We start from the raw sequence: 25,274 nt of genomic DNA, 5'->3' as shown, positions 1-25,274 counted from the left end.
CTGCTCCACCTCACGGAACGATCCCTCGTCCAACAGCAGCGCGATCCGCTCCCGGGCCGTCAGCTTGCCCTTCGCATGCTGCGCCTCGGTCGCCTGCGGCATGCCCTCGAGGACATCACCCCGGATCCGTGCGAGTTCAGCGACCCGCTCATACATCGTCATGACCAACTCCTTCGTCGGGTCAGGCGGTCCGGTGGGCGACGAAGTCGCAGAGGTCGCCGAGCGCGCGGCGGGCCGGCAGTTCCGGCAGCGCCTCCAGGGCGGCGCGGGCCAGGTCGAGGCGTTCGTGCATCAGCCGCTCCGCCTCCACGGTCGCCGGTGAGCCGCGGAAGAGCTCCAGGGCGCGGCGGTGCACGGCGGGGTCGCCGCTCGCCCCGGACCCGAGGAGGCCGCGCAGTTCGCGGTCGCGCGGGTCGTCGCCGGCCCGGGCGAGCAGGACCGGCAGGCTCGCGACGCCGGCGAGCAGGTCCTTGCCCTGTTCCTTGCCGGTGCGCTCCGCGGGCGCGGCGAGGTCGAGCAGGTCGTCGGCGATCTGGAACGCGATCCCGAGCTGTTCGCCGTACTCGGTGAGTGCCGCCACGCACGGGGCGGGCGCCGTCGCCTGCGTGGCGCCGATGCCGAGGCACATGGACAGCAGCGCGGCGGTCTTGCCCGCCGTCACCTGGAAGTAGTGGGCGACGCGGTCCTCGCCGGGGGCGGGGCCCGCCAGTTCACGCAGTTGCCCGGCCACCAGCCGGCCCGCGGTCTGCGCATTGAGGTGCACGGCCTCCGCGCCGAGGTCGGCGGCGAGCTGAGCGGCCCGGGCGAGCAGCCAGTCGCCGCTGAAGACGGCGGCCCGCTGTCCCCAGCGCGCGTGGACGCTCGGTACGCCGTGCCGGGTGTCCGCCCCGTCCATCACGTCGTCGTGATGGAGCGAGGAGATGTGGACCAGTTCCGCTATGACGGCGGCCTGGGTGACACCGTCGCGCCACGGCTCGCCGAACTCCGCGGCCAGCAGCACCAGCAGAGGCCTCAGCCGCTTGCCGCCGGCTGCGGCCAGATGACCGGTGAGAGCGGCGATCCGGGGGTCCGGCGCGCTGCTCGCGCAGTCCTGGAGCCATTTCTCCGCCTCGGCCAGCGCGTCGGCGATCCGGAACTGGAAACCGGGGTCGCCGATGACGAGTTGGCCGATGAGCCCGGCGGGGCATTCCCGCACCGGCATCGGGGCCTCGACCATGTGATGAACGCCCACGAGGAAAACCCCTCTGTCGCACCGGCGGAACGCGAATCCGAATATCGGCCACCACTCTCTTTCGCGGCCGACCGCCGGACAACGGCCCTGACATGAAGGTGCCAGTAGGCCGGAGGCCCGCGGCGACACAGGATTGTCAGCTTCGTGCCAACCTTCTTTTTCCGCCATTTCGATGCAGAAGGGTGCGGATACGCTCCGTCGTTGAAACCGCGATGAAAGGCAAGGGAATTGCGCATCCGAATCACACTCGCCGCCGCGGCCGCCGCCGGTCTGTTCTCCCTGACGGCCGTACCGGCCTCCGCCGCACCGGTGGACGGCGCGCCCTCCGGCTCCGGTGACCGACAGGCCTGTACGGGCGTGAAGCTGTCCGGGGCGCTGCCTGTGCCGCCCCCGGGCATGGCCGTGCGGCAGCAGGTCACCATCGGCCCCGACTGCGAACCGCTGCTGGGCCCGGCACGACTGGTGCCCAAGGCCGGGCCGAAGACGGAGACCGCCACGACGGGCGCGGCCGCGGCCGGTGCCGCGACCTCGGCGAGCCGCCAGGTCAGAAGCTGGTCCGAGATGTACGACTGCTGCAACATCCGGATGACCGGCCTCTACACGACGTCCGGCTGGGACGCCGATGGCACCGCGGTCTCCGCCGTGTCCACCGACGCGACCCAGCAGTGGAACCGCGAACCGTGGAACGCGGGCTGGTCGCTCGAGTCCGCCGGCAAGAGCACCGACTGCCTCGCCGGCTGTGCGGTCTCCAACACCGAGGCCCATGCCGAGTTCTCCTACCGGGGGATCTTCGACCCGTCCGGCGCCTGGTACGCGAACACCCACCACTCGTACGTCGCCCTGAAGGCCGACGGCACGGCGTCCTGCCGTTTCGACGTCGAGCTGAAGCACAGCTTCATTGGCTGGAACTGGCAGCGCGGCTGCGAGTGACGCGGCCCGCCCGGTCGGCGGTTGACGGCATGTTGATGCCAGATACCGCCGCTCCGCCGCGTGCTCGGGCTGCCGGGAGCCGACAATCGTCGGGCCCTGGCAAGCCCCTCGAAGGAGCACCATGTTCGGAAGGATCGGGCGGTCCGCCGTCAAACACCCTTGGTTGACCATCCTCGCGTGGCTGATCGCCGCGATCGCGGCGGCCTCGCTCGCCCCACCGCTGAAGTCCGTCAGCGACCAGGCCGAGTTCCTTCCGTCCCACTACGAGTCGGTGCGGGCGGCCGAGGTCCAGCAGCGGGCCTTCCCGCAGCAGGAGCAGCCCGCCTCCATCGCGGTGTTCCGGCGCTCGGACAGCGGCGTGCTGACCAGCGCCGACAAGGCCGAGGTGACGAAGATCGCCGCGGCCCTGGAGGGTGCGGGCCTGAAGAAGATCAAGAAGGTGGAGACCGGCCCGCAGTCGGTCTCCCCCAAGGGTGAGATCGCGCTGGCGAGCATCGTCGCCACCACGAAGAACCCGTACGACCCCGAAGTGCTCGAGTCGGTCAAGGAGCTGCGCCAGAAGGCGAAACCGCTGCTCGAGGGCACCTCGTTGCAGATGGGCGTGACGGGCTCCGCGGCGACCGCCCTCGACACCCAGGAGTCGTCGGGCGACACCGACGCCATGATCATGATGGCGACGCTGCTGCTGATCGTGGTGCTGCTCGCACTGATCTTCCGCAGTCCGCTGATCGCGATCCTGCCGGTACTGATGATCGGGCTGGTCTTCGGGGTGGCGGTCGGACTGATCTCGGCCACGGCCGAGCTGGGCGGCCTCCAGGCCGACGCCTCGATCAGCTCGATCCTCATCGTGGTGCTGTTCGGTGTCGGCACCGACTACATCCTCTTCCTGCTCTTCCGCTACCGGGAGTTCCTGCGGCAGGGCCGGCCTCCGAAGGAGGCCATGAGCGAGGCCGTGGCCCGGGTCGGCGAGACCATCGCCTCCGCGGCCGGCGCGGTGATCATCGCCTTCCTGGCGCTGCTGCTGTCCAGTCTCGGCATGCTGCGGGCCATGGGCCCGGCCCTGGCGATCGCGGTGGCGGTCACGCTCGTCGCGGCCCTGACGCTGGTGCCGGCGGTCTTCTCGCTGCTCGGCGCCAAGGCGTTCTGGCCGTCCAAGGCCTGGCGCAAGCAGCCGAAGCACGGCCTCGCCCACCGGGTCGGATCGCTCACCGCGCGCCGCCCGGGCGCAGTCGCCGCCGTGTCCGGCGGCGTGCTCGCCGTACTGGCGATCGGCGTCTTCAGCTTCACCCCCCAGTTCGACAGCACCGGTTCGCTGCCGAAGGACCTGGAGTCCGTCCAGGCGATGGAGGACCTGCAGCGCGGCTTCTCCGCCGGACAGACCGATCCGACGTGGGTGCTGGTCGAGGCAGAGGACGGCGGCCGGCTCGACCAGGCGCAGCTCGACGCGTACGGGAAGAAGCTCGGCGAGGCCGGGCTCGGCCAGGTGACGCCTGCCACGCTCGGCCCCGAGGGCGACGTGGCGCAGCTCGGCGTGGTGCTGAAGCAGAAGCCCGCAAGCGAAGAGGCCATCGAGCTGGTCTCGGGAACGCTGCGCGACACCGCGCACGAGGCCGCGCCGGAGGGCACCCGCGCACTCGTCGGCGGCACGACCGCGGTCCTCGCCGACATCCAGCACGCCACCAACCGCGACTACTCGCTGGTCTTCCCCTTCGCCGGGCTCGCCATCATGATCATCCTCGGTCTGCTGCTGCGCAGTGTCGTCGCCCCCTGGTACCTGATGCTCTCCGTCGGCCTCGGCTTCGGCGCGACGCTCGGCTCCACGGTGTGGCTGTTCCAGAACGTCAAGGGCGAACAGGGGCTGCTCTTCACCCTGCCGGTGGTCGTGTATCTCTTCGTCGTCGCGATCGGCACCGACTACAACATCCTCATGGTGGCCCGGCTGCGCGAGGAGATCCGGGGCGGCAGCAGCCCGGCGCAGGCCGTGCGGCAGGCGATCACGCACTCCGCGTCCACCATCGGGGCGGCGGCCGTCATTCTCGCCGGCACGTTCGGTGTGCTGCTGCTGGCCGAGAACACGATGCTCCAGCAGATGGGCTTCGCGGTCGCGTTCGGCATTCTGCTGACCGCCTTCGTGATGGCGCTGCTGCTGGTTCCGGCGGTGACCACGCTGCTCGGTGACCGGGCCTGGTGGCCGGGCGGCCGGCGCGACGTGCCGCCGGCCCACGACGGCTCGGCCGGCGCCGCGGACTCCAAGGCACCGGAACCGGCCAACGCCTCTTCGTAGCACCGCATTTGAGCGCACGTGCGGCCTCGGCCCGCCGTGCTCACGACCACTCGACCGGGCACCGCCCGGCACACCCTGCCATCCACCGACGGAGGAAGGGCGTGCCGGGCTTCGGCCGGTTGCACCGCAAACGAGATGATGGGCAGTCTTACGCTCATGACCACAGAAACCAGCAGCGCCACCGGTCAGCCGCCGGGCATCACCACGCCCCCGCCGCCCCGTTGGGCCCGCTGGGCCGCACACGCCGTACCTCTGATCGCCCTGCCGTCGTCGCTCTGGCGCCTCGCCATGGCCGCGGGCCTGCCGGTCGGCTACAGCGACGAAGTACTGCGCACCGACTACGACATCCCGGGCATCGGCTACCTGATCCTGCCCATGATCACCGTCGTGCAGGAGGCGGTCGCCCTGCTCACGCTCGGACTGGTCAGCAACTGGGGTCTCGTCGCCCCCCGCTGGATCCCCTTCATCGGCGGCAGACCGGTTCGTCCGATGGCCGCGGTCGTGCCGGCGGCCGTCGGCGCCCTGATCCTCACACTGGTGACGTTCAGTCAGTTCATGCTCTGGGACACCGTCGACGAGGGCACCCTCACCGGCGCGCACCGTACGTTCATGGGCTGGTGCTACGTCCCGCTGCTGCTGTGGGGTCCGCTGCTCGCCGCGGTGACCGTCAACTACCAGCTGCGGCGCAGGCGGGAGCGATGAACACCGCGGTCCTCGTCCTCCTCGCCGCGCTCACCCTGACCGTCTTCCTCACCGGGCTGGCCTCCGCGGCCCGGCGGCTGCTCGGCATACGCATCGGCAAGGGACGTGCCGTGCTCACCGCCGGAGTCGGGCTCACCGCAGGCACCCTGATCAGCCGGCCGCTGCGCGACGTGGAGCCACTGGCGCTGATCACCCTGGAGATCGGAGGGTCGCTGCTGGTCGCGATGGCCTTCCTGGCCATGACGGAGGTGGTGGTCCCCAGCGGCACACTGCCCGGTCTGGTACGGCTTCCGCAGGCGGTGCGCCGCCGCTTCGCCCGCACCCGCAGATACGCCCGGCTCAGCCGGATATTCGTCCGCCACGGTCTCGGCCGGTTCTTCAGCGGCAAGTCCCGGCGCGGGCCGGGAGCATCCGCCGAGCGCACCGTGCTCGCCCCCGCGCTGCGGAAGGCTCTGGAGGAGGCGGGGGTCACCTTCGTCAAGCTGGGCCAGGTGATGTCCACCCGGTACGACCTGATGCCCCCCGAGTTCATCGAGGAGCTGAGCAAACTCCAGGACCAGGCCACGTCGGAGCCGTGGCCCGCCGTGGCACAGGTGCTGACCGAGGAGCTCGGGGCGCCGCCGGGCGAGGTGTTCGCCGAGTTCGACCACCGGCCGCTCGCCGCCGGCTCGATCGCCCAGGTGCACCGGGCCCGGCTGCACACCGGCGAACAGGTGGCGGTCAAGGTGCAGCGCCCCGGGGCGCGTTCCATCGTCGTCGACGATCTGGACATCCTCTACCGGTTCGCCGCCAAGATCGAGCTGCACTCCGACTGGGGCCGCAGCGTGGGGGCCAAGGCGCTGGCGCAGGGCTTCGCGGTCTCGCTCCAGGAGGAGCTCGACTTTCGGATCGAGGCCCGGAACACCCTGTCCGTGGCCGCCGCGATCGAGGAGTCCTCCGGCGGCGAGTCCGTCATCCGCGTGCCCGCCGTCCACGAGAAGCTGTGCAGCCGGCGGGTGCTGGTCACCGAGTGGATGGAGGGCATACCCCTCAACAACGTCTCGGCCGCTCTCGACGAACGCGGCCTGGACCGGGACGCGCTGGCCCGCGCGATGCTCGAATGCCTGCTGGGCCAGATCATGACCAGCGGGGTCTTCCACGCCGATCCGCATCCCGGCAATCTGCTGCTGCTCGAGGACGGCCGGCTCGGCATGCTCGACTTCGGCTCGGTCGGACGCATCGACCGGTCGCTCCGCTCCACCCTGCGCAGCATGCTGCTGGCCCTGCACCGCGGGGACCCGCCCGGCCTCTGCGACAGCCTGCTGGAACTGGTGGCCCAGCCCGAGCACATCGACGAACGGCAACTGGAGCGCGCCCTGGGGCAGTTCCTGGCCCGCCACTTCGCCCCCGGCATCAAGCCGGACCGCGAGATGTTCGCCGACCTGTTCTCCATCGTGTCCCGGTACGGGATCAGCGTGCCGCCGGAGATCGCGGCGGTCTTCCGCGCGCTGGCCACCATGGAGGGCTCCCTGGACCGGCTCGTGCCCGGATTCGACATCGTCACGGAGGCCCGATCCTTCGCGGTCACCCAGCATCTGCACAAGCTCAGGCCCCAGGCGCTGGGCCGCACGCTGACGGAGGAGCTGATCAGCATCGTGCCGATGCTGCGCCGGCTCCCGAGGCGTATCGAGCGCATCGGCGGGGCCGTGGAGAGCGGCCAACTGGTCGTCGGAGTAAGGATGTTCGCCGACCCGGAGGACCGCCGCTTCGTCCGCTCCCTGGTGCACGAGGTGCTGCTGGCCTTCCTGGGCGGCATCATCGGCCTGGTCGGCGTGCAGTTGCTGCGCACCTCCGGCGGACCGCAGATCAGCGAGGGCCTGGGGCTCTTCGAGCTCTTCGGCTACAACCTGCTGGTGATCAGCTGTGTGCTGGTGATGCGTGTGCTCTTCCTCATGGTCGGCGGCCAACGACGCTGACGCCGGTGGTGTGCACGGACCGGACGGACGAGAGCCCGGCTCCCCTCGCGAGGGGGCCGGGCTCTCGTCCGTCGTACGGCGCGTGCCGAGGCCGCTGCCGCGTCAGCGCTGTGCCGCCGCCTTCTGGTACGCCCGGCCGGCCAGCGGTATCACCACGGCGAGCAGGACCACCAGCACCACCAGCGCGGTGGGGATCGGATACTGGGCCGGGAACGCCCCTCCGCTGGCTCCCCGTTCGTTCCCGAACAGTTCCCGGCTGGCGGAGATCACCGAGCTCACCGGGTTCCACTCGGCGATCGTGCGCAGCCAGCCCGGCAGCCCGTCCAGCGGCACGAACGCGTTCGAGAGGAACGCGAGCGGCATCATGATGACGCCGGACAGCGCGCTGACCGTCTCCACGTTGCGCAGGGTGAGCCCGATCAGGGCGCCCAGCCACGACATCGCGAAGCCCATCAGGAGCAGCAGGCCGAAGCCGGCGAGGGTCTGGAGGATGCCGTTGTGCGCACGCCAGCCGATCAGATAGCCGACGAGGGCCATCACCGTGCAGGTCCAGGTGACCAGCACGGCGTCCGCGACGGTGCGGCCGACGAGCACGGACGAGCGGGAGATGGGCAGCGCCCGGAAGCGGTCCACCAGGCCGTTGTTGAGGTCGTTCACCACACCGACCGCGGTGGTGGTGATGTTGGCGAGCATCACCTGCGCGAAGATGCCGGCCATGATGTATTCCTTGTAGCCACCCTGGCCCGGCACCTGCATCGCGCTGCCGAAGAGATAGCCGAAGACGATGACGAACGCCACCGGCATGACCGTGATGCCGAGCAGTTGCTCCGGCATCCGCCGGATGTGCCGCATCTGACGGCCCACGAGGGCGAATGAGTCACTGAGTGCCTCGGTCATGCCGGCTCCTTCTCCTTCTGCTTCGCGTTGGTTGTGGCGGTGGCCGCGCCGGCCTCCTCCGAAGCCCCGGCGTCTGCCGGGTCGCCGGTCCGGCCCGGCTGGCCGGTCAGTGCGAGGAACACGTCGTCGAGCGAGGAGCGGCGCACCGCGAAGTCCACCGGCTCGATGCCCAGCGTCTCGAGTCCGGCGGCCGCGGACGCGATCGTGGACACACCTCCCGTGAGCGGGACGGAGACGGTACGGGCCTCTTCGTCGACGAACGGGACCGCGGGTGACACCGCGGCCAGCGCGCGGGACACGGCGGCCAGGTCGACGGGGTCGGACACCGACACCTCGAGGCGCTCGCCGCCGACCTTGCGCTTGAGCTCGTCGGGCGTGCCGTCGGCGATGACCGTGCCCTTGTCGATCACCGCGATGCGGTCGGCGAGCTGGTCGGCCTCCTCCAGGTACTGGGTGGTCAGCAGCACGGTCGTGCCGGCCACCACCTGTTCGCGGATCATCTCCCACAGGGCGAGCCGGCTCGTGAGGTCGAGTCCCGTCGTCGGCTCGTCGAGGAAGAGCACCGGCGGCCTGGCGACCAGGCTGGCGGCGAGGTCGAGCCGTCGGCGCATACCGCCGGAGTACGTCTTCGCCATCCGGTCGGCGGCGTCGGTCAGCCCGAACTGCTCGAGCAGCTCGGCCGCCCGCACCTTGGCCGCGCGGCGCCCGAGGTGCAGCAGCACACCGATCAGCTCGATGTTCTCGCGGCCGGTCAGCCGCTCGTCGACGGCCGCGTACTGGCCCGTCAGTCCGATGTTGCGGCGGACCTCCACCGGGTGGGTGGCGAGGTCGTACCCGGCCACGGTGGCCCGGCCCTCGTCCGGTTCCAGCAGCGTGGCCAGGATCCGTACGGTCGTGGTCTTGCCGGCGCCGTTCGGGCCGAGCACGCCGAGGATCGTCCCGGCCTCGACGGAGAGGTCGATGCCGCTCAGCGCCTGGTGGTCGCCATAGCGCTTGCGGAGGCCTTCCGCGGTTATTGCCGTTTCCATGACGGCCACTCCATTTCGTTGCATCGGTTTCGTCGGACTCCGGTCGCGCTCGGTCGCGCGTCAGTCGAGTTCGATGAGCTTCTGGTGAAGGACCCGGCCGATTTCGGCGGCCGGGTCCGGCTGCAGCAGGTGGCCGTGGTGCGCGTCGACCGGGTGCGTGCGGACGGTGCCCGCCACGTACGGCCGCCACGAGGCGACCGACTCGGCCGTCTTGCGGGCCACGTCGTCCGTGCCGACCGTGGACACGAACAACAGCAGGTCGCCGTCGAAGCGCCGCGGCCGGTAGTCGGCGCTGAGCTTGTGGTTGTTGATGCCCACCTGCATGAACGCCGTGATGTGGTGTTCCTCCAGGCTGCCGAGCGCGCTGTCCCGGCCGCGGATGATCTCCATCACCCACTGGTGGTCGAGCGGCCCCTCCGGCAGGTCGGCCAGGTCGTGGCCGACGAAGTCGAGCAGGGTCTCCAGCACGTCCCGCTCGGTGGGAAGGGTGTACTCGTCGTCGTCCCAGGACTCGTCGTACGGGGTCTGGTCGAGGTTGGCGAGCAGCGCCACCCTCTCCCCCGCCTCGGCGAGCAGGGTGGCGATCTCGTGCGCCACCAGGCCGCCGAAGGACCAGCCGACGAGGTGGTACGGGCCGGTCGGCTGGACCGTGCGGATCTGGTCCACGTAGTCCGCCGCCATCTCCGCGACAGCGGTCGCGATCCCGCCCTTCCCGTCGAGGCCGCGGGCCTGGAGCCCGTAGACCGGGAACTCGGCCGGGATGTGCCTGAGCAGCGACGAGTAGGGCCAGGCGAGCCCGCCGGCGCCGTGCACACAGAAGACCGGAGGCCGCTCCCCGCCGCTGCGCAGCGGCAGCAGCACCTCGAAGCCGTCGCTGTCGGTGCCCGCTCCCAGCTTGTCCATCAGCTGGGCGACCGTGGGCGTCTCGAAGATGCCCCGGTTGCTGAGCTTGACGCCGAGCACGCTGCGGATCCGGCTCACCAACTGGATCGAGGTGATGCTGTCGCCGCCCAGTTCGAAGAAGCTGTCGTCGATGCCGACCCTGCCGACGTTGAGCACTTCGGCGAAGAGCCCGCAGAGGACCTCTTCCTGCGCGGACCGGGGACCGCGGCTGCCGGCGGAGGGGTCGTGTTCGGGTGCGGGAAGGGCTTTGCGGTCGAGTTTGCCGTTGACGGTGAACGGCAGGGCGTCCAGGGCGACGAACGCGGAGGGCACCATGTAGTCCGGCAGACTCGCCGCGGCATGCGCCCGCAGCGCCGACGTGTCCAGGGGCGACCCGGTGGCGGTGACGACGTACGCGACCAGACGCCTGGCGCCCGGCTGGTCCTCGCGGACGATCACGGCGGCCTGGGCGACGTCCTCGTGGCCGAGCAGCCGTGCCTCGATCTCGCCGAGCTCGATGCGGAAGCCGCGGATCTTGACCTGGTCGTCCGCCCGGCCCAGGTACTCCAGCTCACCGTCACGTGTCCAGCGCACCACATCTCCCGTCCGGTACATACGGGCGCCGGAGGGGCCGTGCGGGTCGGCGACGAACCGCTCTGCCGTCAGGCCGGGCCGGCCCAGATAGCCGCGGGCCAGGCCCGAACCGGTGAGGTACAACTCGCCCGGAACACCCGCCGGCACGGGACGCAGACGCGCATCGAGCACATAGACACGGGTGTTGGTGATGGGCCGCCCGATCGTCGGCGTACCGGAGCCGGGACGCAACGGGGCACTCATGCTCGCGCAGACCGTGGACTCCGTCGGACCGTACGCGTTGACCATCTTCCGCCCCGGGGCCCAGCGTTCGACGAGCTCCGCCGAACACGCCTCACCGGCGGTCACCAGCGTCATCCCCGCGGGCAGCCGGGCCTCGCCCATCGCCGCGAGCACCACCGGCGGCAGCGTCGCATGCGTGACCCGGCGCTCGGCCAGCAGGGCCGCGAGCGACTCGCCCGCCGTCAGCCGCTCCGCCGACGACACGACCAGCGTGGACCCGGTGAGAAGCGTGGTGAGGATCTCCCACATCGACGCGTCGAAACTCGGCGACGAGAACTGCAGCACCCGATGCCCCGCACCGCCGCCGAACCAGGCCCGGTGCGCGGCAGCCATACTCGCGACACCGCTGTGGCTGACGACCACGCCCTTGGGCCGCCCCGTGGAACCGGACGTGTAGATGACGTACGCGGCGTCCAGCGGCACCAGGCCGGAGACCGCATACCCTTCGGCCGGCAACTCGACCTCGTCGAGCAGCAGCCGCTCCGGCCCGCCGGCCGGCAGCGCGGCCTGCAACGTTCCGGTCGTCACGACCAGCGCAGGACAGGCGTCCTCGAGGATGTACGCGATACGGTCGGCCGGATACGCGGGATCGACCGGCACATACGCGGCCCCCGCCTTCATCGCCGCCAGCAGGGCGACCACGGTGTCCGCACAGCGCCCCAGGGCCACGGCCACCGACGCACCACGACGCACACCGCGGTCCCGCAGCACGGCGGCCAGCCGAGCCGCTCGCGCATCGAGCTGCGCGTACGTGTAGGACACATCGTCGGCGATCAGCGCGACGGCCTCCGGCGAGGCACCCACCTGCGCGGCCAGCAGCTCCAACATGGTGGCATACGGAACCTCCCGCGCGGTGTCGTTCCAGCCGACGAGGATCTCCTGGCACTCCTCGTCGGACAGGACGTCGATCGCGCCGACCCGTACGCCCGGGTCGGCCGCCACCGCATCGAGTACCGACACCAGCCGCGCCGCCAGCGCCTCCACCGTCTCCCGGTCGAACAGGTCGACCGCGAACTCCACGCTCCCCTCGATCCCCTCCGGCGACTCCGCCAGCGTGAACGACAGGTCGAACTTCGCGGCGTCGAGAGTGAAGTGCTCTGGAGCGATGTGCAGTCCGTCGAGGTCCAGGGTGGCCTCGCCCGTGTTCTGGAAGGCGAGCATCACCTGGAAGAGGGGGTGCGTGGCCATGGAGCGCTCGGGGTTGAGCACCTCCACCAGCCGCTCGAACGGCACGTCCTGGTTGGCGTAGGCGGCGAGATCCGTCTCCCGGACCCGCTCCACCAGCCCACGGAACGTCGGATCGCCCGACACGTCCGTACGCAGCACCAGCGTGTTCACGAAGAAGCCGACCAGGTCGTCCAGCGCCTCGTCCGTACGGCCCGCGATGACGCTGCCCACGGGGATGTCCTCGCCGGCGCCGAGCCGGGAGAGCAGGACCGACAGTGCGGCCTGGACCACCATGAACAGGCTGCCGCGCGACTCTCCCGCCACCTTCAGCAGACGCTCGTGCGTCTCCCGGGAGACCTGGAAGCCCACCGTGTCACCGCGGTGGCTCAGCTCCGCCGGGCGCGGCCGGTCCACCGGCAGCGCCAGCTCCGCCGGGGCACCGGCCAACTGGCCCCGCCAGTAGTCGACCTGGCGCGACAGCTCGCTCACCGGGTCGTCCTCGTCGCCGAGCACGTCCCGCTGCCACAGCGTGTAGTCCGCGTACTGCACCGGCAACGGCGCGAACTCCGGCGCGACGCCGCGGACCCTGGCCGCGTACGCCGTCGACAGGTCCTGCGCCAGCGGGCCCATGGACCAGCCGTCGCCCGCGATGTGGTGCACCACCAGCAGGAGCACGTGCTCGTCGGGGGACACGGTGAACAGGCTCGCCCGCAGCGGAATCTCGGATGCGAGGTCGAAGCCCCGCGCGACGGCGGCGGCCAGCGTCTCGGGGTCGAAACCGGCCGTCTCCAGCACCGGTCGGGCGGCCTCCGGCGGAAGAATGAGCTGCCGCGGGCGGCCGCCCGTGTCGGGGAAGACCGTGCGCAGGCTCTCGTGCCGGGCCACCACGTCGCCGAGCGCGGCCGTCAGCGCGTCGAGGTCCAGTGCGCCGGTGAGCCGTACCGCCAGCGGCATGTTGTAGGTGGCGCCGGCGCCCTCCAGGCGGTTCAGGAACCAGAGCCGGCGCTGCGCGGGTGACAGCGGGATCTCGGCCGGGCGCTCGCGTACGGTCAGCGCCGCACGGGCCCGGCCGGCGTCGCCGAGGCGCTCGGCGAGGGCGGCAGCGGTCGGCGCCTCGAAGAGGGTACGGACGGCGAGCTCGGCGCCGAGCTTCGAACGGACCCGGCTGACCACCCGGGTGGCGAGCAGCGAGTGACCGCCGAGGTCGAAGAAGCTGTCGTCGATGGACACCCGCTCCAGGCCGAGTACCTCGGCGAAGATGTCGCACAGCGCCTTCTCCTGGGCCGTGCGCGGGGCACGGCCGTCCGCGCCGGTGCGCGGGGTGGGGGCGGGCAGCGCATTGCGGTCCAGCTTGCCGTTGACCGTCACCGGCAGCCGGTCCAGGGTGACGAACGCGGTGGGCACCATGTAGTCGGGCAGCCGCTCGCCCAGGCCGCGCCGCAGCGCGTCGGTGCCGGGCACCCGCCGGCCGGCCGCCGGCACGGTGTAGGCCACGAGTTCCCTGATGCCGGGGCGGTCCTCGCGGACGACGACGGCGGCCTGGGCGATGTCGGCGTGGGCCGCCAGCGCTGTCTCGATCTCGCCGAGCTCGACGCGGAAACCGCGGATCTTGACCTGGTCGTCGGCCCTGCCGAGGCAGTCGATCCTGCCGTCCCTGGTCCAGCGGGCCAGGTCTCCCGTGCGGTACATCCGCGCACCGGCGGGGCCGTACGGGTCGGCGACGAAGCGCTCGGCCGTCAGGTCCGGGCGGCCCAGGTAGCCGCGCGCGAGCCCCTCGCCCGCGATGTGCAGTTCGCCCGGCACCCCGGGCGCGACCGGCCGGAGGAACGCGTCGAGGACGTACGCCCGGTAGTTGGAGAGCGGCCGGCCCACCAGCACCCGGCCGGCCTCGTCGATCCGCTGGCCCAGCGCGTCGACCGTGGTCTCGGTCGGACCGTAGAGGTTGTAGGCGACCAGCCCGTCGGCCGAGTCGAGCTCCTCGCGCAGTGCCTCGCCCAGCGCCTCGCCTCCCAGGCTGACGACCAGGGGCCGCGTCGACGGGTCGGCCGTCAGACCGAGGTCGTGGAGTTCCTGGAAGTGGGCGGGGGTGGTGTCGAAGTGGTCGATGCCGCCGACCCGCCGCACATGCTCCAGGAGCAGCGCCGCGTCGTGGCGGGCCTCGTCGTCGATGACGTGCAGCTCGTGTCCGGCGACCATCCACAGCAGCGGGTCGAACGCGGCGTCGAAGGAGAACGACGCGACCAGCGTGACCCGCAGCGGGCGGCCGGCGGCCTCGGCCTCGGGGGCGTAGAGCCGTCCGAAGTGGTCGTGGAAGAGGTTCACGATGCTGCGGTGCTCGACCGTGACGCCCTTGGGCCGTCCCGTGGATCCGGAGGTGTAGATGATGTACGCGGCGTTGCCGGGGCGCAGCGGGCCGCCCCGCTCGTCGTCGCTCAGGTCGTGCGCGGGCAGGTCGAGGGACGGGCCGTGCAGCTCCGCCGGGTCCTCGATCACCAGGGCGGGCCGGGCGTCCTCGATCATGTGGGCGATGCGGTCCGCGGGGTAGGCCGGGTCGACGGGGACGTAGACCGCGCCCGCCTTCATCACCGCCAGCAGGGCCACGACGTGCTCGGCACCGCGCGGCAGTCGCACGGCCACCGGCTGCTCGGGGCGTACGCCGCTCGCGACAAGGCGGCGGGCCAGCCGGTTCGCCCACCCGTTGAGCTCCGCGAAGGTCAGCCGTACGTCCCGGAAGACCAGCGCGGTGGCGTCCGGGGTGCGGGCGGCCTGCTCCTCGAACAGCCCGGTCAGGCTGGACGCCGGCACGTCGTACCCGGTGTCGTTCCAGTCGACGAGGATCTGCCGGCGCTCCTCCTCGGTGAGCACGTCCACCGCGGACAGCGGCCGGTCCGGGTCGGCCACCAGCTCGCCGGCGACGCGCACCAGGCGTGCGGCCAGCGCGGCGGCCGTCTCCCGGTCGAAGAGGTCCGTGGCGAACTCGATGCCGCCGGCGATTCCGGCCGGCGCGCCGTCGTCGGCGAACCGCTCCTCGAGCACGACGGAGAGGTCGAAGTTGGACGTCCGGAGCCCGATGCCCTCGCCGGTGGCGCGCAGTCCTTCGAGTTCGAGACCGGCCTGTGCGTTGTTCTGGAAGGAGAGCATCACCTGGAACAGCGGGTGCCTGGCCAGGGAGCGCTCCGGGTTGAGGATCTCCACCAGCCGCTCGAACGGCACGTCCTGGTTGGCGTACGCGGCCAGGTCCGCCTCCCGGACCCGCTCGACGAGTTCACGGAACGTCGGGTCGCCCGACACGTCCGTACGCAGCACCAGGGTGTTGACGAAGAAGCCGACGAGATCGTCCAGCGCCTGGTCGGTGCGGCCCGCAATCGGTGAACCGATGGGGATGTCCGCGCCGGCGCCGAGGCGGTTCAGCAGCGCGGCGAGGGCGGCCTGCGCCACCATGAACACGCTCGCGCCGGACCGGCGGGCGAACGCCGCCAGCCGCCCGTGCACATCGGCGGGGATCTCCAGCTCGACCGTGTCGCCCCGGTAGCTCGTCTCCGGGGGCCGGGGGCGGTCGGCGGGCAGTCCGATCTCCTCCGGGAGCCCGTCGAGGGCGCCGCGCCAGAAGTCGACCTGGCGGAACAGCTCGCTGCCCGGCTCGTTCTCGTCGCCGAGCACCTCGCGCTGCCAGAGCGTGTAGTCGGCGTACTGGACGGGCAGCGGCTGCCAGGCGGGCGCCTGCCCGGCACACCGGGCCCGGTACGCCTCGCTCAGGTCACGGGCCAGGGGCGCCATGGACCAGCCGTCGGCGGCGATGTGGTGGACGACGAGCAGCAGGACGTACTCGGTGCCGTCGAGCACGAACAGCCGGGCGTGGACGGGGGCTTCCGTGGTGAGGTCGAACCGCTTGCCCGCGGCGGCCGCGAGCGCGTTCTCCAGTTCGGGCTCCGCGACGCCGATCACCGGCAGCGCGGGCACGGCCCGTTCGGCGTCGAGGACGACCTGGTGCGGTTGTCCGTCCGCCTCCGGGAAGACGGTGCGCAGGCTCTCGTGGCGGCCGACGACGTCGGCGATCGCCGCGCGCAGCGCTCCGACGCTCAGTTCCCCGGAGAGGCGTACGGCGAGCGGCAGGTTGTAGTTGCCGCCGGCGTCCTCGAACCGGTTGAGGAACCACAGCCGCTGCTGCGCGGGCGACAACGGGACCAGCTCCGGGCGTTGTACGGCCGTGAGCGGCTTGCGTGCCCGGCCGGCGGCGCCGAGCCGTTCGGCGAGCGAGGCGACGGTGGGCGCCTCGAACAGGACGCGGACGGCGATCTCCACGTCGAGCGCCGCCCGCACCTGGCTGACCAGCCGGGTGGCGAGGAGGGAGTGACCGCCGAGGTCGAAGAAGCTGTCGTCGATGGACACCTGCTCGAGACCGAGCACCCCGGCGAAGAGTTCGCACAGCCGTGCCTCCCGGGCGGTGCGCGGCGCCCTTCCTTCCGCGCCCGCCCCTTCGGGCAGGGGCAGGGCACGCCGGTCCAGCTTGCGGTTGGGCGTGAGCGGCAGCTTGTCGAGGGGGACGAACGCGGACGGCACCATGTAGTCGGGCAGGGCGTCGGCCGCGTGGGCGCGGAGCTGTGCCGTGTCGGGGAGCGTCTGTCCCGGCACCGGTACCAGATAGGCGGCGATCGTCTTCAGACCGGGCCGGTCCTCGCGGGCTACGACGGCGGCCTGGGCGACGGCGGGGTGCGTGGTGAGCGCCGCCTCGATCTCGCCGAGTTCGATGCGGAAGCCGCGGATCTTGACCTGGTGGTCGCTGCGGCCCAGATAGTCCAGTTCGCCCTCGGGCGTCCACCGCACGACGTCGCCGGTGCGGTACATGCGGCTGCCGGCCGGGCCGTAGGGGTCGGCGACGAACCGTTCGCCGGTCAGGCCGGGCCGGTTCAGATACCCGCGGGCCGTGCACGCACCGGCGAGATACAGCTCTCCGGGCACGCCCGGGGGCACCGGTCGCAAGGCGCCGTCGAGGACATAGGTGCGGGTGTTGCGGATCGGGCGGCCGATCGTGGGCCGGGCGGGCCAGTGGTCGGGGACCGCGGGGAGGGTGGCCGCGGTGACGACATGGGTCTCCGTCGGGCCGTAGTGGTTGTGCAGGACGCGGCCGGTGCCGTGGTGGAACTCGCGGATCTGCTTGCTGAGGACCAGCGCCTCGCCCGCCTGCGCCAGGTGCCCGAGGGCCGGCAGTTCCAGGCCGAGTCCGGCCGCCTCCTCGCAGAGCGCGTCGATGACGAGGTTGGGCGCGTACACCTCGGTGATCCTCCGCTCGTCGAGCCACCGTACGAACGCGGCGGGGTCGCGGCGGGTCTCCTCGTCGGGGATGACGAGGGTGCGCCCGGAGAGCGTGGTGGACAGGATCTCCTGCGCGGACACGTCGAAGCTGATGGCGGTGAACTGGGCGGTGCGCACACCGGGTCCGCCCGGCAGGACGTCCTCGTGCCAGGCGACGAGGTTGGCGAGCGGGGCGCCCGGCATGACGACGCCCTTGGGCCGGCCCGTGGACCCGGAGGTGTAGATGACGTACGCGGGTGAGAGCGGGGAGAGCGGGGCGGTCCGGTCGGTGTCGTCGAGGTCGGTGTCCGCCAGTGTGGCCAGCGCGCCCGCGGTCTCCGGGGTGTCGAGCACCAGGCGGGGCACGTCGGCGTCCGGCACGGCGGCCGTGATCCCGGGCGCGGTGCCGCTGTCGGTGAGGAGGAGGACCGGCCGGGCGTCGCCGAGCATGTGGGCGATGCGGTCGGCCGGGTAGGCCGGGTCGACGGGCAGATAGGCGGCGCCCGCCTTGAGCACCGCCCACAGGGCGGTGATCAGGTCCGTGGAACGGGCGACGGCCAGGGCGACGGTGCGTTCGGGTCCGACGCCGTGGGCGACGAGCAGCCGGGCCAGCCGGTTGGCCCGGGCGTCGAGTTCGGCGTACGTGAGGGTGTGCTCGCCGTGTTCGACGGCGACGGCGTCGGCGTGGCGGTCCGCGGTGCGCCGGAAGAGGGCGGGCAGGGTCCCGGGCGCCGCGGGGTGCGCGGTGTCGATCCACCGGTCGAGGACCAGTGCGCGTTCACCGGCGGTGAGCAGGTCGAGCCGTCCGACGGGCGTGTTCTCCGCGGCCTCGAAGCCGGCCAGCAGCCGCAGCAGGGACTCGCCCACGGCGGTCGCGGCGGCCTGCTCGAACACGTCGGGCCGGTAGCTGAGTTCCACGGCGAGCGTGGTGCCCGCGTGGACCATCAGGCCGAGCGGGTAGTGGGTGCCTTCGTGGCTGCGGCCGTCGACGACGCCGAGGCCGCCGGCGGCGCGGCGCAGGCCGTCGGTGTCCACCGGGTAGTTCTCGAAGACCAGGAGGCTGTCGAAGAGTTCGCCGCTGACCGGGGTCAGCCGCTGGATGTCGGCCAGGCCCAGGTACTGGTGGTCCATCAGCCCGGCCTGCTGGTCCTGCAGCCGGTCCAGCAGTGCGCCGAGCGTCTCCGCCGGGTCGAGGGCCACGCGTACCGGAAGGGTGTTGATGAACAGGCCGACCATGGACTCGACGCCGGGGAGCTGCGGCGGCCGGCCGGAGACGGTGCCGCCGAAGACGACGTCCTGACGGCTGGTGAGCTGTCCGAGGACCATGGCCCAGGCGGCCTGGACGACGGTGTTGACGGTGACGCCGCGTTCCCTGGCCCAGCGGGTCAGCGCGGCGGTCTGCGCCTGCGGCAGCTCGACCCTCGCCCGGGCGGGCGCCACCGGTTCCCGGGACGGATCGGGCGCGGCGAGCAGCGTCGGCTCCTCCACCCCGTCGAGCACCTGCTCCCACGACTTCTCCGCGGCGGTGCGGTCCTGGGCGGCCACCCAGGCGAGATAGTCGCGGTAGGGGGTGACGGGCGGCAGCGCCGACTCGTCGGCGCCCCGGCTGAAGTGGCCGTACAGCTCGAACAGTTCGCCGAGCAGCAGGGCCCTGGACCAGCCGTCGATCAGGATGTGGTGGGCGGTGAGGACGAACTGGTGGCGGCCGTCACCGAGGCCGATCAGGGTGAAGCGGATCAGCGGCGGCCGCCCGAGGTCGAAGCGGCGTGCCCGGTCCTCGCCGGCCAGCCGCTCCGCCGCCCCGGCACGGTCGGCGGCGGGCAGCCCGGAGAGGTCGTGGACGGTCCAGTCCGGCGCCACCTCGGACGGGATGAGCTGCACCGGCTCACCGTTCTTGCGGTACCGGAAGGCGGCCCGCAGACCGGAGTGGCGGCGCAGCACGCCGGCGCAGGCGGCGTGCAGCGCCCCGGCGTCGAGGCCGCCCTCGATGTCGAGGACGAACTGCATGGTGTAGACGTCCGGTCCGGCCGTGTCGTACTGCGCGTGGAAGAGCAGGCCCTGCTGGAGCGGGGAGAGCGGAAGGATGCCCTCGAGCCGCGGCTTAGACGTTGTCATTTCGCTATCTCCACTCAGAACCCGAGGTCTTCTTCGAATGCGTCGATCTCGTCCTGGTCGAGATCGAGGAGCGGCGCCAGTGACGCGGCTTTCTGCGGCGCCGCGGGTGCGGCGGGACGTGCGCCGGGGCCGGCCGCGTGGGTCACCAGGGCGCGCAGGGCCAGGAACCAGCCGTCGGCCAGCGCCGCCACCTCGTCCTCGGTGAACAGCTCCCCGGGCCACGACCAGGAGGCCACCAGCCGGGGTCCGTCGGGCCGGTCCTGGGTCAGCGAGTTCAGCTCCAGGGCGTGCGCGGCGGGCATGGCGTCGTCGCTGCCGCCGAGGCCGCCGTCGCCCTCGCCCTCGCCGTCGCCGGAGCCGAAGCGGCCGAGGTAGTTGAAGCCGATCTGCGGCGTCGGCAGGGCGGCCAGGGCGGGGCCGGTCTCGTCGTTGAGATGGCGCAGCAGGCCGTATCCGGCCCCGTTGTCGGGCAGGTCGGCGAGCTGCTCGGCGACCCGGTCCAGGGCCCGGCCGGCGGCCGGGCCGCCCGCCAGGACCTCCGCCCGGTCGGCCTCCGGAACCCCGGGGTCGAGCCGGACCGGGAAGAGGCTGGTGAACCAGCCGACCGTACGGGAGACGTCCGCGTCCGGGACGATCCCGGCGAGGAGTTCCTCACGGCCGTGGCCCTCCAGGTCGAGCAGCACTCCCCCGCCGTGCGCCCTGCCCCGGTCGCGGTTCCACTCGGTCACGGCCAGCGCGAAGGCGGTCAGCAGCACCTCGTTGATTCCGGTGCGGAACGCCGTGGGAACGGTGGTCAGCAGCGGTCCGGTGACGTCCGCGGGCAGCGTCACGGTGAGCTGGCGTACGGTGCCGGCGACGTCACGGGCCCGGTCGAGGGCGCGGGTGCCGAGCGGCGGCTCGTCGTGGCCCGACAGCATCTTGGTCCACACCGGCAGTTCGGCCACCCGCTCGGGCGCCGCGGCGGCCGCGACCAGGCCCCTCGCCCACTGCCGGAACGATGTCCACACCGGTTCGAGGGCGGGCTCCCGGCCGGCCGTGACGGCTTCGTAGGCGGCCAGCAGGTCGGGCATCAGGATGCGCCAGGAGACACCGTCGACCACCAGGTGGTGGACGATCAGCAGCAGCCGGCCGAGGGCGTCGGGTCCGGCGTCGAACCAGACGACCTGCACCATCAGCCCGTTGTCGGGGCTCAGCCTGCTCTGCGCGGCCCGGCCTTCCGTGTCGACGACGGCGGTGAGCCGCTCCTCGTCCAGGCCGGTGACGTCGACGCGGTGGATCACGTCGGCGGCCCGCAGGGCTCCCCGCTCCGGTATGCGCAGCGCCCAGTCGGTGTCGGTCCGCACCAGCTCGGCCCGCAGCGCGTCGTGGTGGTCGAGGACCGCCTGGACGACCGCGGTGAGCTGCTCCAGGGTGAGATCGCCGGGTACGGGCGAGGCCACCGACTGGTTGAACCCGTCGATCCGTCCGCCCAGTTCGCGCAGCCAGCGGATGATCGGCGTGCCGGGCACCGTCCCGAGCGCCGGGTCCGCGCCCTCCGGGTCGGCGGCCAGGATCCGTTCCGCGGCGGTCTCGGGCAGCGCGGCGGCCAGCGCCTGCGCGGTCTTGTGGCGGAAGACCTCGCGCGGTGTGAGCGTCAGGCCGGCCTGGCGGGCCCGGCCGACGAGCTGGATCGAGGCGATGCTGTCGCCGCCGAGGGTGAAGAAGCTGTCCTCCGCCCCCACCTCCGGCAGGCCCAGGACCTCGGCGAAGAGCCGGCACAGCAGCTCCTCGCGCGGCCCCTCCGCTGCCCGGCCGGCCGGCAGCGCGCCGAAGTCCGGGGCGGGCAGCGCCTTGCGGTCGAGCTTTCCGTTGGTGTTCAGCGGCAGCTCGTCGAGGACGACGAAGGCGGCCGGGACCATGTAGTCGGGCAGTTCGGCGGCGACGTGGGCCCGCAGTTCGCCGGCGTCGGGCGCCTCGCCCGCCGGGACCGTGTAGGCCACCAGCAGCTTGGTGCCCGGCCGGTCCTCGCGGACGACGACGGCGACCCGTGCCACCTGCTCGTGCCTGGTCAGCACCGACTCGATCTCGCCCAGCTCGATGCGGAAGCCGCGGACCTTCACCTGGAAGTCCGTACGGCCCAGGTACTCCAGTTCGCCCGTGTCGCCCCAGCGGACCACGTCACCGGTGCGGTACATCCGGGTGCCGGGCGTGCCGTACGGGTCGGCGACGAACCGTTCGGCACTGAGCCCGGGCCGGCCGAGGTAGCCGCGGGCCAGGCCGGCGCCCGCGAGGTACAGCTCACCGGGCACTCCCGGTGCGACGGGGCGCAGGGCGCCGTCGAGGACGTACGCGCGGGTGCTGCGGATCGGCCTGCCGATCGGCGGCGCGGCGGCGGTGCCGTCCAGCACGGCGGTGGTGGACCAGATGGTGGTCTCCGTCGGCCCGTACACGTTGAGCGCCGTGCCCGCCGAGGCCATGGCCTCGGCCAGGGCGCCCGGTACCGCCTCGCCGCCGACGAGCATGCGCAGTCCGTCGAGGGCGGCGGGCACATGGGCGAGCAGCGTCTGCCAGAGCGACGGGGTGGCCTGCATGACGGTGCAGCCGTGGTCGGCGCGCAGCGCGGCGAGCGCGGCGGGGTCGAGGACCTCGTCCTTGCTCGCGATCACCACTCCGGCTCCGGCGAGCAGCGGCAGGTACAGCTCCAGGGCCGCGATGTCGAAGGAGACGGTGGTGACGGCGAGCAGCCGGTCCGTGCCGTCCATCGGTACGCGGGCGGACATGTCGGCGAGGAAGTTGTCCAGCGCGGCCCGGGAGATCACCACGCCCTTGGGGCGGCCGGTGGACCCGGAGGTGTAGATCGCGTAGGCCGGGTTGCGGCCCTCGGCCGTCGGGGTGGCCGGCCCGCCGGGCGCCGTGGGTTCCTGCGGGGTGCGCGGGGTGTCGAGCAGCAGCAGCGGGGTGTCGCCGACGGGAAGGGCGGCGGCGGTCGCCTCTGTGGTGAGCAGCAGCGAGGGGCGGGCGTCCTCGAGCACGTAACCGAGCCGCTCGGCGGGGTGCTCGGGGTCCAGGGGCACGTAGGCCGCACCGGACTTGAGCACCGCCAGCAGGGCGACCAGCAGGCCGGCCGACCGGGGCAGGGCGACGGCGACGTACCGCTCGGGTCCGGCGCCGCGCCCGGCGAGCTCACGCGCCAGCTCCTCGGAGCGTGCGTCGAGCTCGGCGTACGAGAGCCGCTCGGCGCCGGAGACGACCGCGAGGGCGTCGGGGGCCGCCGCGACCCGCTCGGCGAACAGGTCGAGCAGGGACGGGAGTCCGGCCTTCTCGACGGTGCCGGCCCGCTCGTCCAGCACCTGCCGCTCGTGCTGGGGGGCGAGCAGCCGCAGGCGTCCGACGGGCTGTTCCGCGTGGTCGGCGGCCTCCCCGAGGAGACGCAGCAGACAGGCGGCGAGTGCGTCGATCCGGTTCTGGTCGAGCAGATCGGGCCGGTGGGCCAGGTCCAGGCCCAGCGAGCGGCCCAGGCTGACGGTGAGGCTGAGCGGGTAGTGCGTGCCCTCGTGGTTGTCACCGCCGACGATGCCGAGCCCGCCCGCGGACCTGCGCAGGTCGGCGGCGTCGAGCGGATAGTTCTCGAAGATGACGAGCGAGTCGAACAGTTCGCCGTGTCCGGCCGTCCGCTGGACGTCGGCGAGCGGCAGGTGCTGGTGGTCCATGAGGCCGGCCTGCTGGTCCTGCAGCCGGCCGAGCAGCGCGCCGAACGTCTCGGCCGGGTCGAGGGCGACCCGCACCGGGAGGGTGTTGATGAACAGGCCGACCATGGACTCGATGCCGGGGACCTGCGGCGGGCGGCCGGAGACCGTGCCGCCGAAGACCACGTCCTCACGGCCGGTCAGCTGGCCCACCACCATGGCCCACACCGCCTGGACGACGGTGTTGACGGTGACCCCGCGCTCGCGGGCCCAGCGGGCGAGCGCCGCGGTCCGCTCCTCGGAGAGCTCCAGCCGCGTGCGGACCGGGAGCACCGCCGGGCGGGACGGGTCGGGGGCGGCGAGGAGGGTCGGCTCGTCGAGCCCGTCGAGGACCTGCCGCCAGGCGGCCTCCGCGGCCGTCCGGTCCTGGCCCGCCACCCAGGCGAGGTAGTCGCGGTACGGGGTGACCTGGGGCAGCGAGGTCCCGTCGCCCTGCTTGGCGTACAGCGCGAACAGCTCGCCGAGGAAGACCGGCATGGACCAGCCGTCGAGCAGGAGGTGGTGGTGGCTGACGAGGAGCCGGTGCCGGTCGGGCGCCGTGCTGACGAGGGTGAACCGCATCAGCGGGGGCGCCGCGAGGTCGAACCGCCGTACCCGGTCGTCGGCGGCCAGCCGCTCGGCGGCCGCGGCGCGCTCCGCCTCGGGGAGACCGGACAGATCGGCCTCCTCCCAGGGGAGTTCGACGTCGGCCGGGACGATCTGGACCGGTACGTCCAGGCCGTCGTGGCGGAAGGCGGCGCGCAGGTTGGGGTGCCGGGCGAGCAGCGTCCGCACACTGGCGCGCAGCGCGTCCCGGTCCACGGCGCCTTCGATGTCGAACGAGAGCTGGACGGTGTAGACGTCGTCGCCCTGCTCGTCGTAGACCGCGTGGAAGAACAGGCCCTGCTGGAGCGGGGAGAGCGGCAGGATGTCCGCGATCCGCCCGTGGTCGGCCTCCAGCGCGTCGATCTGCTCCTGGGTCAGCGAGACCAGCGGACGCACGTCCGACGGGGTCAGACCACCGGCCTCGGGCCGGGCCGCGTGGTCGGCCAGCGCCCGGAGGGCGTCGAACCAGCCCTCCGCCAGCGCCCGCACCTCCTCGTCGGAGAACAGGCCGGCGGGCCACGACCAGTCCGCCACCAGCCGCGGGCCGTCGGTCTGGTCGAGGGTGACGGCGTTGACGTCGAGCGCGTGGGCGACACGGCCCTTCGGGTCGCGGCCGTCGCCGAGGTCGGCGTCGGAACGCAGCGACCAGTCGGCTCCCTCGGCTCCCGTGCCGTCACCGGCGTCGAAGCGGCCGAGGTAGTTGAAGCCGATCTGCGGCGCGGGCAGCCCGGCCAGCTCGGCGGAGGTCTCCGCGTTGAGGTGACGCAGCAGGCCGTAGCCGATGCCGTTGTCCGGCAGAGCGTGCAACTGCTCCTTGACCGCCTTCAGCGCACGGCCCGGATCGCTGTCCCGGCCGGCGTCCAGCCGCACCGGGAACATGCTGGTGAACCAGCCCACCGTGCGGGAGGTGTCCACCCTCTCGACGACGTCCTCACGGCCATGACCCTCGAGGTCGACCAGCACACTGGACGAACCGTCGCCCCGCCACGCGGCCACCGCCTGCGCGAAACCGGTGAGCAGCACATCGTTGACACCCGCGCGGTACGTCGCCGCCACCTCGGTGAGCAGCGGCCCCGTCACCTCGGCGGGAAGCGCCAGCGACAGGTGCCGGACGGCAGACGCCGTGTCGACCGCCGGGTCCAGCGGACGCGAGCCGAGCGGCGCGTCGTCACCGGCCAGCATGGACTGCCACAGCGGCAGTTCGGCGGCCCGCGCCTCGGCGAGAGCGGACAACTCCTGCGCCCAGCGGCGGAACGAGGTCCCCACCGGCTCCAGCTCCGCACCCTCATAGGCCTGGGCCAGGTCCGGCAGCAGGATCCGCCAGGACACGCCGTCCACCACCAGGTGGTGGGCCATCAGCAGCAGCCGGTCCGCGTCCTCGAACCAGACGGCCTGGACCATCACGCCCACGTCCGGAGCCAGCCGCTGCTGTGCGGCCCGCGCCTCGGTGACGATGTCTCCGGTCCCGCGGCGCAGCACCTCCGCGACCGGCACCGTGCCGGGCGCGGACACCTCGAGGTTCCAGGCGTCGTCGCCGCGGAGCAGCCGCGAGCGCAGCACGTCGTGGCGGTCGAGCACCTTCTGCAGCGCCGCCTCGATCCGCTC

Annotated in this window: 10 protein-coding genes; 4 read left to right on the top strand and 6 right to left on the bottom strand. The window is 72.5% G+C overall.

The genetic code is table 11. The annotated features are described in order from the left end of the window. On the bottom strand, positions 1 to 162 hold a 162-nt coding region (locus ACWD01_RS35370), incomplete at its 3' end, for a carboxyl transferase domain-containing protein (protein WP_451167839.1). Between the two features lie 19 nt (positions 163 to 181). Next, positions 182 to 1,231, bottom strand: a complete 1,050-nt coding sequence (locus tag ACWD01_RS35365; protein ID WP_451167837.1) for a polyprenyl synthetase family protein — start codon at positions 1,229 to 1,231, stop codon at positions 182 to 184. Positions 1,232 to 1,459: 228 nt separating this feature from the next. Between ACWD01_RS35365 and ACWD01_RS35360 the strand changes: the two genes are divergently transcribed. From ACWD01_RS35360 to ACWD01_RS35345, 4 genes are all read left to right on the top strand, one after another. Continuing rightward, entirely contained in the window at positions 1,460 to 2,161 is a 702-nt protein-coding gene (locus tag ACWD01_RS35360; RefSeq protein WP_451167835.1) for a hypothetical protein, read from the top strand. Between the two features lie 121 nt (positions 2,162 to 2,282). Beyond that, positions 2,283 to 4,445, top strand: a complete 2,163-nt coding sequence (locus ACWD01_RS35355) for an MMPL family transporter (protein ID WP_451167833.1) — start codon at positions 2,283 to 2,285, stop codon at positions 4,443 to 4,445. Positions 4,446 to 4,601: 156 nt separating this feature from the next. Beyond that, the gene (locus ACWD01_RS35350) at positions 4,602 to 5,147 is read left to right on the top strand and encodes a hypothetical protein (RefSeq protein ID WP_451167831.1); all 546 of its coding nucleotides are present in this window, start codon (positions 4,602 to 4,604) and stop codon (positions 5,145 to 5,147) included. Further along, a complete protein-coding gene (locus tag ACWD01_RS35345; protein WP_451167829.1) occupies positions 5,144 to 7,102 on the top strand; it encodes an ABC1 kinase family protein in 1,959 nt (652 codons plus the stop codon). Before ACWD01_RS35350 ends, ACWD01_RS35345 begins: the two co-directional genes overlap by 4 nt. A gap of 102 nt (positions 7,103 to 7,204) precedes the next feature. On the opposite strand, the gene ACWD01_RS35340 is transcribed toward ACWD01_RS35345, so the two are convergent. The 4 genes from ACWD01_RS35340 to ACWD01_RS35325 form a co-directional block, all read right to left on the bottom strand. Beyond that, positions 7,205 to 7,999 carry an ABC transporter permease gene (locus ACWD01_RS35340; RefSeq protein ID WP_451167827.1) on the bottom strand — a complete coding sequence of 265 codons (795 nt, stop codon included), beginning with the start codon at positions 7,997 to 7,999 and terminating at the stop codon, positions 7,205 to 7,207. Further along, the gene (locus ACWD01_RS35335; protein WP_451167825.1) at positions 7,996 to 9,027 is read right to left on the bottom strand and encodes an ATP-binding cassette domain-containing protein; all 1,032 of its coding nucleotides are present in this window, start codon (positions 9,025 to 9,027) and stop codon (positions 7,996 to 7,998) included. The genes ACWD01_RS35340 and ACWD01_RS35335 overlap by 4 nt, the downstream gene beginning before the upstream one ends. A 60-nt stretch (positions 9,028 to 9,087) precedes the next feature. After that, entirely contained in the window at positions 9,088 to 19,359 is a 10,272-nt protein-coding gene (locus ACWD01_RS35330) for an amino acid adenylation domain-containing protein (RefSeq protein ID WP_451167823.1), read from the bottom strand. A 14-nt stretch (positions 19,360 to 19,373) separates the two neighbouring features. Next, positions 19,374 to 25,274 (bottom strand): amino acid adenylation domain-containing protein (locus tag ACWD01_RS35325; protein WP_451167821.1); only part of this gene is annotated, 5,901 nt, incomplete at its 5' end.

Source organism: Streptomyces sp. NPDC002835 (genome assembly GCF_053591995.1).
The sequence above is the reverse complement of the archived record's forward strand: the minus strand, read 5'-3'. Positions and strand labels throughout refer to the sequence as shown.